Raw genomic sequence first — 12,003 nt, 5'->3', positions numbered from 1 at the left:
GGATCAGAACCGCTTCTCATGGCCGCCGTCCAAACGCAGAAGCTGAGCCCACCGACAGCTCTGTGACGACGTCCGAGCTCCACGCCCTACCTCTAGGCTCCGGCGAACGACAGGTCCCACACCCGGACGGTCGTGTCGGCATGGCCCGTCACCAGGACGGGCGCGCCACCGACCTCCGCCACTGCCAGCGACATCGCCGACATCAGCGGTTCGCCGATCTGCTCCCCGCTCGCCAGATCCCAAACGCGGGTGGTGTCGTCGTCGCTTCCACTGACGACGATCGCGCGTCCCCCCACCCAGGCGGTCGCCAGATCGGTGACTCCGGAGGTGTGACCAGCCAGAGCAAGCCCGATGGGCTCCTCCTGGCCAACCTCCCAGACCTGGATCGTCGGGTCGTCGCCACCGACCACGGCGACCGCACGGCCCTCCAGTTCGGTGACGGCGATGGCCTGGGCCGCGGGCCTGACGCCCTGCATGAGCGCTCCGAAACGTTCACCACTGAGCAGGTCCCAGGCCTCAAGCGTGCGGCTCTCGCCACCGGTCACGGCGATCGGACGCCCTCCGATCGTCGCGGCTCCCATCACCCCGTTCTCCCCAGTGGTCACGGCGCAGGCGCCCAGTTCATTGGTCAGGAGGTTCCAGGCCTGCAACAGACCTGACTCGCTGCTGCTCACCGCGATGGGACCGCCCTCGGACGAGACGACCGCCAGCGAGCAGACGGCACCGACAGCCCCGTCGGCAGGGTCGTCCCCGGCCATCACTTTCCCGACCTTGCGGCCCGTCCGCAGGTCCCAGACCCGTACCGCGCCCGCGTACATGTCGGCGTCGCCAGTGTGACTGGACAGGTCATGCTCGTTGCCACCGGTGACGACGACCGGACGGCCGTCAAGTCGCGTCACCGTCATGACCGCGACGATGTGGCCCGCGGGAACCTTGGCATTCGGGTCCCCGAAGCCATCGCCCTCCTCCCAGCCCTGCTCGAGGTACCACTCGTCCTCAGGAGCCGCGGCCGGCAAATCCAACGGGACCACGGCACTTTCCCCGTCCGGGAGGGCCCACTTCTTAACGACTCCCCGGTGGTTCAGCCCCACCACGTGTGGGACACCGTCCAACTCCGTCACGGCCACGCCGGTGATATACAGCTGCTCGTCGCCCGCCAAGCAATGCATCATGTGATCTTCGGTCATGGGGCAGCAGCCTAAATCAGGTGAGTCCTGGGTCCTCAGAAGGCGGCAACCTTCCAGACCACGCTGTTCTGGGCTACGACCCTGCCCTCGACAGGGTTTCCTGGAGCCGAAGACCAAGGGCGGAGCCTCCCACGCCCAGTTCAGCCCCGGCGTAGTCGGCGATTCCACCATCCGGGACGTTCAGCGGCGATGCGCGTGAGACGCCGGTGCTCGCAATGCTGAGCGGCGATCAGCACCGGTACCAGCGGAACGGTCAGCAACGGCAGCCCGTGTGGGGCGCGCCGGTTCTCGGTCAGCAGCGCTCCCAAGGCCGCCGCGCCAGAGACATAGAGAATCGGGTTATAGAAGGGCATCATTTCTGGTCCGAGACCTTCGCAATCGCGCAGCCACGGCAGCCGAGCCCGGGTGTAACGCCGAGGCCATCCCGCCAGGTGAGCGATCACAGCGGCCAGGCTCATCGTGTTCAGCGCCGCGAACGCCGTCTCGGCGTATCCACGCCGGCCAGCCGCACGCCAAGCCGTCCGCGTACCGACCGCCCAGCCCACAGCGGCACCACGCGCCCCCACCAGCGAAGCCAGCGGCATCCCGACCCCCGCCGCCAACTCAAAGAACACATGCCCTGCCATGCCGGCAATCGCAATGCGAGTCAACGGCCTACGCTCAACGACCGGTCGCCACCATCGCGCCCGCAAGTCACCCATGTTCCCGTACGTAGCCCCCAGGACCGGAATCATTCCTGATCGGCACGGGCCGACCGGCTTCTACCTCGCCCGCCTCCCCCTGCGCGCTCCCGGCCAGGCATCTGACACGCTGGAATCGCACGAACACCACCCATCAGCATCTCCACCGCGTTAGGACCTGACCATGAGCAACGACAAGATCTGATGCCACGGCGAGCCGCAAGGTAGGCCGCTGGTGATCGCTGTCTGGGGTTACGGGGCCTGATGAGCATCGCTGCGAAAAGGCCGGTAAGCGGCCCAGGGTGTGGGTCCTTGGCATCCCGCGGCGATGCGTGTGGGCGGGGTTGATCTCGCCGGTGGTGCTGGAGAGGGCCGCGCTCCCGGTGTTCGGTTTCCTTGGGTGAGGCCCTCGGCTTGGTCCCGTCGCGCCATCACCCCCTCGGCGCGTCGGGCCGTTAGATGATCGCTAGCCAGGAGGCCATGGGCTCGTTGGGGTCGATCGGCAGGCGCACGTATGCCTCGTCGTCCTCGGTTGGGGACGGTGGTGGCTGGTCGTCGAGGTCGTCACCGGGCGGCTTGCTAACGCGCACGCCCCTTGGGCCTCCTCAATCCTTGGGAATGGCCTCATGGCTGACCGTGCCGATGGTGGCGTGCCCGTGCTCCACGAGCGCGGCGAGTCCTGCGAACAGGTCGGGGAATGCTCTCTCGCATGAGTGCTTCTCACGCCGGGGCCGCTGAGACGATGCGGTCAGCGGCGCGCGGCTTCCTCACCTGCCTGACCGATGGTCAGCACGCCCAGGTGCTCCACCCGTTCACCGATCCGGCACGGACACAGTGGAGCTACATGCCCAGGCCCCGGCCAGGTGTCAGCCTGGTGGACCTGTCCGCGACCGCACGCAAGGCCGCGCATTGCCTGCTGGCCACGGCGCTGTCGCGGAACGCGTTCGCGCAGGCCGTGACCATCATGGCGTTCGAGGAGGTGCTCGACTTGGACGAGGCGGGGCGCCGCGGGCGGCACAGCGACGACTACTGGACCGCCGTCTTCGGCGACCCGGACAAGGAGATGTGGTGCTGGCGTTTCGAAGGCCACCACCTGTCGGTGACCGCCACCATCCACGGCGAGGACGTCGTGGCTGCGCCGCTGTTCCTGGGTGCCAACCCCGCCCGCATCCACGACCAGGCCGACAGCCTCCTCTTTGGCCCGCTGTGGCGGGAAGAGGACCTGGCCCGCGCCCTGCTCTCCGACCTGCCGTCACCGCTGCGGCATCAGGCTGTCGTGGCGCAGACGGCGCCCAGTGATCTGATCACCGGGACCGCGCCGCAGGTCGAACCGTTCGACCAAGCCGGGGTCTGCGGCGCCGACCTGCCGTCGTCCGGCCGTGATCTGCTGCACCGGCTGATCAGTGTGTATCTCGACCGGCTCCACCCAACGCTGGCCAGACCTGAGCTCGACCTGGGTGAGGTGACCTTCGCCTGGGCCGGTGGGCCAAGGCCGGGGCAGAGCCACTACTACCGGATTCAGACCCCGCACCTGCTCATCGAATACGACAACACCCAGCGCGACGCCAACCACGCCCACACCGTGCTGCGCCGCCCCGGCGCCGACTTCGGCGCCGACCTGCTACCCGCCCACCTGGCGACCGAACAGCGGTAACCACCAGCCCGGGGCCGGCTATCGGCGTCGAAAGATCGTCTCCCACTGCGCCGACTGCGGCGGCCTGCGCCGGGTGCTGTGCGCGCGGATGGGCAGGACCGGCTCGAACCCCGCCTCGATTAGACAGCCACGCAGCTCGTCCTCCGCCCAGAAATGCACCGTCAACCCCGCCTTCGGCCCCGCGGCGTACCGGACCGACAGCGCCCCATCCCCACCACGTTCGGCCACCTCGTGGTCGTGGAAGATGTCGATGCCGACCGCGTTGACCCGGATCGCCACCACCCGGGCGCCGGCCCGCAGGCCGTCTTGGAGGGATCGGCGTTCTCGCCACTGTGGCGGGTGCTACGCGCGTTGCGGGCCCATGACCAGCGGCTGGTTCCCCGCCTGAGGACTGTTCGCACCGCTCTGGACGCCGCCGATGGATCGGCGGCGCTGCGCATGCCCGACTGGCTCAGCGTGAGCGGCCGAGTCCCGTTTCCCGACGACCTGGCCCGAGCCGTGCTGCTGGGCACCATCCGGTCCACCACCCAACAGTGGACCACCGACACCGCCACCCCGGGCGACCCTGCTTGGAGGCCGTGGCGGGACGCCTACGCTCATGCGGCGGAGTGCTACACCCTGCACAAGCACTTGGATGTGTACTTCGATTTCGTCTGCCGGCACGGCTTTCCCGTCGGCCGTTGGATACGTGACCAACGCCGAGACTGGCGAGGCGGCTCCCTCACGCCCTACCAGACGGCACTGCTGGACACGCTCGGGACGATCTGGCATGTCCCCAACCACAAATGGCGCAAAGCCTACGCCGTCGCCGCCGAATATCGCGCCAGCCACGGCACCCTCCTGGACGTCCCGTCGGACTACATCCGCAACGGGATCTGCCTCCGTCAGTGGCTCGACCGGCAGATCGCGCGCTACCACAAAGGCACCCTGCCACCCGACCACGCAGCCGACCTGGAAGCGCTCGGGGTCGTCGGGCCCAACTCCGACCGCAGCAGCGACCGCGCCTGGGCCCGCGGCTATACCGCCGCCCAGGCCTACCACCGCCAACACCGCTCCCTGTACAGCACCGCCGGCCCCGGCACCATCGACGGCGTCGACCTGGACGCGTGGCTACCCCAGCAGCAACGCGACCGGCGAGCCGGAAAGCTCACCCTCCGCCAAATCCAGGCACTGGACACCCTAGGTATGCGATGGGACGGGTACGGCCGGAGTCCACCCAGCCGTCGCTCCATTCCCGCGCGGCCCGGCGCTGCCGCTCACGGTGGGCTTGGAGGACTGTGATGGTCACCGAGGCCAGCGCGATGGTGGCGTCGGTCTTGGGTCGTCTTCTTCGAAGTCCCAGCCGAGTTGGAGCAACTGCTTGCGGATGGTCACGGTGCCGGCGTCGTCGAGGCCGGAGTCCTCGTCGCGCACCCCGGAGGCCTCACCGCGCCGCAGGCCGCAGAAGGCCACCAGGTGATACAGGGAGTACAGGCGGTGTCGCACCGCGCGATCCAGGAACATCCCCGTGCCGTCCGGCAGCGCCGATTACGCTCTGATGTTCTTGTCCTGGCACCACGTCCAGGACAAGCCGGGTGCGGCGGCCCCGGGGAACTGGCCAGGGCGCTCAGGCCCGGCGGGCGACTGCTACTGCGTGCGAATTTCTGCGACCACCATCCCTGCTGGACTGAGCACTCACCTTGTGCGGTGCTTGGATGGGCCCGCCGGTCAGCGCCAGGGTGCAGTCCCCCATACCGCGCTTGACCTGGGGCCGCGTTACACCATCCCAGGGACGGTGACTCGTCCACGGGTACCCGGTTCTCACGTGCGGTGACGACCCGCATCACAGTTCAACTGGACGGATTGGCGCTGGGATCCGGGCGAATTGGTGACTGCCCACCCTGTTGCAGGGAGTCCGTTTTCTGCTGGTCCGGTGCTGGGCTTCCTGCCGGCGGGAAGCGGAGCCTGTGGTCCGGCCAATAACGGGTGACCACCGTCCACGACGCGAAAGGCTCGCGATGACAAGGATGAAGTCACGGTGACTGCCGAGGTGGATCTCGACAGCGATACGGCCGTCATCGAACATTCCCGCCAGACCCCGGAAGCGTTCGCCGTGCTGTACGACCGGCACGCGCCAGCGATCTACCGCTATCTCTCCCGGCGGCTCGGCCCCGATGCGGCCGACGACCTGATGGCGGAGACGTTCCTGTTGGCCTTCCGACAGCGGGACCGCTACGACCCGGCGCGCCTGGACGCCCGGCCCTGGCTGTATGGGATCGCCACCAACCTCATCAGACAGCACTGGCGCCGTGAGGTGCGGTTCTTGCGCGCCATCGCCCGGCTCGGGATCGACCCGGCGGTGTCGCCAGCCGACGAGGACGTGACCGCGAGGGTGGCCGCCCAGGGGAGCCGACGCGAGCTGGCGGCGGCGTTGGCTCGGCTGAACCGGGGCCAGCGAGACGTGCTGCTGTTGACCGCGTGGGGGGAGCTGTCGCCCGCCGAGATCGGGGCAGTGCTCAAGGTGGCCACCGGCACTGTGCACTCCCGGCTCAACCGCGCCCGGAAGAAGATGCGCGAGGCACTGGGCGGGATCGATCCACTTGACAATGAGAGGACCAGTTGATGAGTGAGCTCAAGCGCATGTACTCCGAAGTGGCTCCGCCGAGCCCGGAGATCCTGGCCGAGGGCCGGAGCCGACTGCTCGCCGCCGCCCGGGAACGGCCGCGACCGCTCCCAGCCCGCAGGGCACGGCCTGAACGGCACGGCCGCCTGCTGGCGGTCACCCTGACCAGCGCGGTGGCCGCCGCAGCCGCCGGCACCATGGTGATCGTGCATGGGCAAGGCGGGGACGGCCCTCGGCAGGGACGGACCGTGAGCGCGCACGAGGTGCTCAGCCGGGCTGCCGCTGCGGCGCGTCTGGAGCCCGAACTCAAGCCCCGCGCCAACCAGTACATCTACGTCCGGTCGCAGACCTCCTGGGGGCCGGGAACCATCTCCCCCGGACAGCCCAAAGGACAGGAGCAGCGCCAGACCTGGCTTTCGGTCGATGGTTCCAAGCCGGGCCTCCTGCGGGCGCCTTGCTGGAGCCAACCCTCCAAGACGTGCGATAGCCCGCTGACCAACCAGGACGGGCCAAAAAACCAGCCCCTTCCGGTCCCCGGCAGCTACCTGTGGCAGCAGAAGGAGGTACCCAAGCTGCTCAAGCAATGGCGGAGCCGGCTCGACCACGGCTCCACCCCCAGCCCCACCGGTTCCATGGCCGCCCCCAGCGCCAGACCCAGCGGTTCCGCGGCCGACGAGGCATGGAGTGCGCCGCACGACCTGCTCGGTGAGAATTACCTGCCGCCCAGGCTGCGCGCCCAGGTGTTCGACTTCCTCTCCGACGTCCCGGGAGCCAAGGTGGACGAGCACGCCACCGACGCCCTGGGCCGTCCCGGCATCGCTGTGTCCAAGATCAGGTACGGCACCCGGGAGGAACTGGTCTTCGACCGCAAGACCTACCGCTTCCTGGGCAGCCGCTCGGTCCACCTAGGACCCAAAGCCAAGATCACCGACTGGACCCGGCAACCCGAGGGCTCCAACTTCGACCTGATGTTCAGCGTCCTGGACGTCAAGGTCGTCAGCCGCCTCCCTACTTGACCGGCGCTCTCGGCCAGGGCCGGCGCCCGGCTGCAGGCGGAAAGGTGGTCTGGCTCGCCAGGTCCACCGGCAGTCGCCCTGTGCCGCGCCCTCAACGCAGGACCCAAAGGACACCAATCGACCGACACCGAGGATCTGATGGCGGAGGCGCTCCTGTCGCCTTCCAATACCGGGCCAGCCGCCTCACGCCCTGCTCCGGGCCTCCGCTAAGCGTCCGATCAGCCAGCTAGCCACCGAGCCAGCAAGCGATCGTCGGCGTCCAGCCCGACATCCAGCCCAACGCCCAGGCCGCCCCCTCAATTGGGGGCTCTGGGCGATGGCTGAACATGCGCGGCTAGGGGCCGAACGCGAAGTTGGCGCGACGTCGGCCAGGAGTTCATCCAGCCTGCCGGCCGCGACCGCGTGCTCGGCCGCATGACGCAGCGCATAGGCGCTGGCGTGCGCCCCCCGGCTTGTCCCCGGGTCGGCTCCACCGGATTCGGCGGGGCCAGCGTTCAGCAACCGGTCCAAGATGAGGGACTCATATGCGGCGGTCATGACGCCGGGTCGGCGAGGGCGGCTTCGGCGCGCTGGGCGCGTTGTTGCGTAGCGGCCGGTCCCCGCGCTCCTGGCCGGTGTACGCCGCGATGGCGCCGGACAGCGAGACCGCGCACACGTGCCAGGTCGCCCCCTCGTCCGGGGAGTAGAACTGGCCGTTCCGCAAGGTCCCGGCAGGGAAGCTGGGGCATCGTCGAGGGCCTTTCGGTCGTTGCCCTGGTCGGCATCATCGGTTGTCGGTGGTCCGGTACGGGCGGCCTCGGTGTGGTCGGGGTCGGCTCAGTCGGCGCGGGCGATGGCGTCCCGGCGGTGCTCCTCGGACAGTCCCTCGGCCAAGCCCACCCCCAACACGCGGACCGCTGTCCAGCAGTGGCCCATGCGCTGTGACGGTCTCGGCCAGGGAGCGGTGGGCCAACCCTCGCTGCGTCACCTCTAAGATCATCTACCGGGGGACGGCTCACACGAGTCGACGATACGCATCGCCGTTGCCTGCCCGAGATCCACAGTCGTCTGACCGGTCGAGGTCTTGATTGTGAGGACCTTGTTGGCGTGTCGGTGCCGAGAACTGTGTCACCTCACGCGACCTGCGCGGCTGTACATCTGACGCTTGATCATCTCGCTCGTGGCAAATCTGGCGCTGGGCGGGACTGCCTGGCCGACATCGCCCTGCTGCGCGTCCAGCCGGAGCTGTTCGCGCCCGTAACCTCCGACCCGACGGTGTCACAGCTGATCGACGCACTGGCCGCCCGGCCCACCCAGGCGCTCAAGGCCATCCGGATCGCTCGTGCCACAGCCTGCGAACGCGCCTGGGCCCTGGCCGGCTGATGCCACGCCCGGCGCCGACGGCGGGCTGATCCCGATCGATGTGGATGCCACCTTGGTGATCGCGCATTCGGACAAACAGCAGGCCGCGCCGACCTGGAAGCGCACGTTCGGTTCCACCCGGTGACCGTCTGGGCCGATCACGGCGCCGCCAGATCCGGCGAGCCCTGACGGTGGTGCTGCTACCGCCTGGCAACGCCGGTCTTGGCCAAAGGACGCGGCTCGTGAGACGATGAGAACATGATCAGCACGGCACGGATGAACCGCTCGTACGCCTTGGGCGCCGAGCGCGTTGTCGTGTTCGCTCCTGGGCGTCGATGAGTCAGGCGCCGCGTGGCGGCGCCCTCCTGTTCCCCCATCTCATCGACATCTCCCTCAGTGGTCCACCGGCCCGGCGTAGCGGCCTTTCTGATCTGCCGCCCCTTTTCCCGCGGCCAGGGCTCGGTGGTCGTTCCCAGGAGCCTTGCCATGTGCTTTGTAGAGATCCGCCCGGGCGAAGGCGGCGCTGATGCCCTCGCCTTCGCCGCCGAACTGGCCGACACCATCGCCGCATGGGCGGCCCGCCGCGGCTGGCCCGTCGACCGCGCCGCGACCGATCCGGGCCGCACCATCGTGATGACCATGGCTGGCGTTCCGGTGACGCAGCTCGCTTGGCTGTCGGGCACCCACCGCCTCCAGCACCAGCCGCGCAACGACCGGCGCGGCCGCCGGCACACCTCCACCGCCACCGTTGCGGTGATGCCCCAACCCGCTCGCCCTGCCGCACCGCTCATCCAAGAGGAGGACCTGCGGGTGCAGACGATGCGGGGACGAGGCCGGGGCGGCCAACGCAAGAACAAGGTTGAAACCGCCGTACGGCTGCATCATCTGCCCACAGGCATCGTCATCACCCGGACCTCGGGCCGCTCCCAGGCTGCCAACCTGGCCTCTGCCCGCGCCGACCTGGAACACCGGCTCCGCCTCAACGCCGAGCGACAATCACAGCGCATCACCGATCACCTACGCCGAACCCAGGTCCACTCCGAACGCTCGGCCAAGACCTTCACCCACAACACCCAACGCAGCCAGGTCACTGACCACACCACCGGGCAACGCTGGTCCCTGCGCGCCTGGCGCCAAGGCCGACTCGACCCCGATCAATAATCGCCAACACCCCTCGCCCCTGCACACCTGCAGGGGGTCGGCACCGAAGAGCGCGGCACCTGGCGTGACCGGCGCATGCTCGTGGAGAGGGCCGCCGAGTCGATTACGCGTAGAACGTGAATGCTGTGTTGGACAATCTGACCCGCCAGCAGGTAGAAGCCCAACTCTAGAAGACGGCCACGGGACCGAGTTCCGCCTGGACCACGTCGCGGGCGAGTTTCGCCGGTGGTCGCTGCGGTGCCGATGAGGGCCAGGAGCGAACCTCAGGTAAGGGCCGTCGATGATCAGCTGGTCAGGCGGCCGGCACGCGACAGTTGAACATGGTCGAGACTCAAGCGTGGTGGACCTTGTCGGCGTCGCGGGACGGCGCGGCCGCGGGGGCCGCCGCGGGACGCATCCGGAAAGCGGCGATCAACGCGAGGACGACGACCACGGCCATGGCCAGGAAGGCATCGGAGAAGGCGGCGCCTTCGTGCCCGGCGTACAGGGGGTTGACGGAACCGCCGCCGCTCTGCTGCCTCGCGGCCACCAGCACGCCGAACAGGGCCGGGCCAGTGCCCGCGCCAAGGAACTGGGCTCCTTGGAGGATCCCCAGGCCGACGCCGACCTGGTCGCCGGGCAACGCGCTCGCCGCGGCGCTGATGATCGGGGTCATCACGAAGATGAAGCCGACACTGAGCCCGAGCATCCCGGCCGCCGCGGGGATCACCGATGTGTCTCCTGCGAACGTTGAGAGGAACAGGGCGAACACTCCCATGGCCGCGAGGCCCGTCAGCACCAGGGGCCGGGTGCCGACGCAGTCGGCGAGGCGTCCGATCAACGGCGACAGGACGGCGACCGCGGCCCCGGCCGGGATCATGACCAGGGCACCCGTCCCCGGTCCGAGTCCGTTGACGTCCACCACCAGCAGCGGAACGAACACCAGGCCGCCGAGATTGACGATCATGGCCAGGAACCCGACGGCGACCGCCGCCCGGTAGACCCGGTTGGTGAACAGCGCGGGCGGGACGAACGGCTGCGCGGCGCGTACGGTACGCCACCCGAAGAGCGCGAGTGCCACGGCCGCCACCACGAGGCTGCCCCAGGACGAGGGTGCGGCGAAGCCGGCGACCTGTGCCTGGGTGATGCCGAACAGGACCAGCCCGGCGCCGAGGCCCAGGAGGATGCCGCCGGGAAGGTCAAACCGGCCCGCGCCCGCCGGGGGCTCGTCCGGCAGCACGCGCAGCACTGCGGGAAGCAGCGCCAGCGCGGCCACAAGCATGAGCCAGAACAGCGCGGGCCATCCGAGGAGCTGGCCGATACCGCCGCCTACGGCCGGTCCGGCGGCGGTGCCGATGCCCGTGGCCGCGGAGATGACGCCGATGCCCATCCCCCTCTTGTCCGGCGGCATCAACCTGGTGACGGCGATGATCGAGAGCACGGGTATCGCGGCCGCGCCGACCCCCGTCACGATCCGCCCGAGCACGAGCACGAGGAGGTCGGGGGCGAGCGCGCACACGAGGCTTCCGGCGGCGTAGGCCAGCAGGGCGAAGCCGAAGAGCCGCCGCAGGCTCACCCGGTCGGAGACGCGGCCGTAGAACGGGACACCGACCGAGAACATCAGCAGGAAGCCCGTGACCACCCACGCGAGCTCCGCCTTGGAGGCCCCGAACTCCGCCCCGATCGACGGGAGCACGAGATTGACCATGTCGCTGGCGATGACCGTGACGAGCATCGCCGGCATGAGCACTGCCAGCAGGGCGAGCCCCGAGCCGGTTCGTTGGGTCGTGGTCGAGGTGTGGGTCATTCGACGCCTCCTCCGGGCTTTACTGCCACTGTTATAGTTACAGTTTGGGTCAAAGGAACGGCGGAGGGCCTGCCTCCGCCGCTGCTCGGCTAGCGATTCTGCAGGGCGACCTCACGCTCCCTATCCAGCACCTGCCGGAGCAGGTGGGCGATGGTCGTTCGACCGAGCCGTTCCTCCATGGCCCGTTCCGCGTCCCTGAACTCCGCCTCGAGAAGGGCCTGCATGTGGCGCCCGACCTCGCACGCGTCGCTGGGTGGATGGGGGTGCCGCGACAGGATCGGCCCCGCCTCGACGGCGGTGTACGCGTCATAGAGCGTGATCTCGCGTGGGGCGCGGGCGAGGGACCACCCGCCACCACGCCCCTCGGTGGACCACACCAGGCCGGCGTCCCGCAGGCTGCCGAGGATGCGCCGCACGAGAACCGGATTGCTCGCCAGGCTGTCCGCGATCTCCGCAGAGGTCAGCGAGCGGTCACCCCAGCGCGCCAACATCGTGAGCGCGTGAATCGCGACCGCGCTCCTGCTGCTGAGACCCACTGTGCCCCCTCACGCTCCACCGTGGCACCGAACGAACCGC

General features: G+C 69.2%; 13 protein-coding genes. 5 read left to right on the top strand and 8 right to left on the bottom strand.

Going from position 1 to position 12,003, the window contains the following annotated elements; genetic code table 11:
- Window positions 1-92: 92 nt before the first annotated feature.
- From F8566_RS33985 to F8566_RS52440, 3 genes are all read right to left on the bottom strand, one after another.
- Complete coding sequence (locus F8566_RS33985; protein ID WP_151565957.1) at window positions 93-1,187, bottom strand: WD40 repeat domain-containing protein; 1,095 nt, start codon at window positions 1,185-1,187, stop codon at window positions 93-95.
- Window positions 1,188-1,327: 140 nt separating this feature from the next.
- Entirely contained in the window at window positions 1,328-1,837 is a 510-nt protein-coding gene (locus F8566_RS33980) for a hypothetical protein (protein WP_151565956.1), read from the bottom strand.
- Between the two features lie 485 nt (window positions 1,838-2,322).
- Complete coding sequence (locus F8566_RS52440) at window positions 2,323-2,457, bottom strand: hypothetical protein (RefSeq protein ID WP_264159502.1); 135 nt, start codon at window positions 2,455-2,457, stop codon at window positions 2,323-2,325.
- 119 nt (window positions 2,458-2,576) lie between these two features.
- Between F8566_RS52440 and F8566_RS33975 the strand changes: the two genes are divergently transcribed.
- Window positions 2,577-3,521: a DUF3500 domain-containing protein gene (locus F8566_RS33975; RefSeq protein ID WP_225993745.1), complete on the top strand. Its 945-nt coding sequence runs from the start codon at window positions 2,577-2,579 to the stop codon at window positions 3,519-3,521.
- Between the two features lie 18 nt (window positions 3,522-3,539).
- Here the strand turns inward: F8566_RS33975 and F8566_RS33970 are convergent, their stop codons facing one another.
- Complete coding sequence (locus F8566_RS33970; RefSeq protein WP_151565955.1) at window positions 3,540-3,800, bottom strand: hypothetical protein; 261 nt, start codon at window positions 3,798-3,800, stop codon at window positions 3,540-3,542.
- A gap of 159 nt (window positions 3,801-3,959) precedes the next feature.
- Between F8566_RS33970 and F8566_RS33965 the strand changes: the two genes are divergently transcribed.
- The gene (locus tag F8566_RS33965) at window positions 3,960-4,802 is read left to right on the top strand and encodes a helicase associated domain-containing protein (RefSeq protein WP_151565954.1); all 843 of its coding nucleotides are present in this window, start codon (window positions 3,960-3,962) and stop codon (window positions 4,800-4,802) included.
- A 3-nt stretch (window positions 4,803-4,805) separates the two neighbouring features.
- On the opposite strand, the gene F8566_RS33960 is transcribed toward F8566_RS33965, so the two are convergent.
- Window positions 4,806-5,006: a site-specific integrase gene (locus tag F8566_RS33960; RefSeq protein WP_151565953.1), complete on the bottom strand. Its 201-nt coding sequence runs from the start codon at window positions 5,004-5,006 to the stop codon at window positions 4,806-4,808.
- A 532-nt stretch (window positions 5,007-5,538) separates the two neighbouring features.
- Here F8566_RS33960 and F8566_RS33950 point away from each other — a divergent pair.
- Both F8566_RS33950 and F8566_RS33945 read left to right on the top strand, forming a co-directional pair.
- Window positions 5,539-6,123 carry an RNA polymerase sigma factor gene (locus F8566_RS33950; RefSeq protein WP_151565952.1) on the top strand — a complete coding sequence of 195 codons (585 nt, stop codon included), beginning with the start codon at window positions 5,539-5,541 and terminating at the stop codon, window positions 6,121-6,123.
- The gene (locus tag F8566_RS33945) at window positions 6,123-7,139 is read left to right on the top strand and encodes a CU044_5270 family protein (RefSeq protein ID WP_151565951.1); all 1,017 of its coding nucleotides are present in this window, start codon (window positions 6,123-6,125) and stop codon (window positions 7,137-7,139) included. Before F8566_RS33950 ends, F8566_RS33945 begins: the two co-directional genes overlap by 1 nt.
- Before the next feature lie 520 nt (window positions 7,140-7,659).
- Here F8566_RS33945 and F8566_RS33940 read toward each other — a convergent pair.
- Window positions 7,660-7,842, bottom strand: a complete 183-nt coding sequence (locus F8566_RS33940; RefSeq protein WP_151565950.1) for a hypothetical protein — start codon at window positions 7,840-7,842, stop codon at window positions 7,660-7,662.
- A gap of 1,124 nt (window positions 7,843-8,966) precedes the next feature.
- On the opposite strand from F8566_RS33940, the gene F8566_RS33935 reads away from it, so the two are divergent.
- Window positions 8,967-9,641 (top strand): peptide chain release factor-like protein, encoded by a 675-nt coding sequence (locus F8566_RS33935; RefSeq protein WP_151565949.1) that lies wholly within the window; start codon window positions 8,967-8,969, stop codon window positions 9,639-9,641.
- 331 nt (window positions 9,642-9,972) lie between these two features.
- Here the strand turns inward: F8566_RS33935 and F8566_RS33930 are convergent, their stop codons facing one another.
- Together F8566_RS33930 and F8566_RS33925 are read right to left on the bottom strand one after the other, a co-directional pair.
- Window positions 9,973-11,427 (bottom strand): MFS transporter, encoded by a 1,455-nt coding sequence (locus F8566_RS33930; protein ID WP_151565948.1) that lies wholly within the window; start codon window positions 11,425-11,427, stop codon window positions 9,973-9,975.
- 89 nt (window positions 11,428-11,516) lie between these two features.
- A complete protein-coding gene (locus F8566_RS33925) occupies window positions 11,517-11,963 on the bottom strand; it encodes an RrF2 family transcriptional regulator (protein ID WP_151565947.1) in 447 nt (148 codons plus the stop codon).
- Window positions 11,964-12,003: the final 40 nt, after the last annotated feature.

The organism is Actinomadura rudentiformis, assembly GCF_008923185.1.
Lineage (GTDB): Bacteria > Actinomycetota > Actinomycetes > Streptosporangiales > Streptosporangiaceae > Spirillospora > Spirillospora rudentiformis.
Note: the sequence above shows the minus strand (reverse complement) of the source record. Positions and strands in the feature narration are given on the sequence as shown.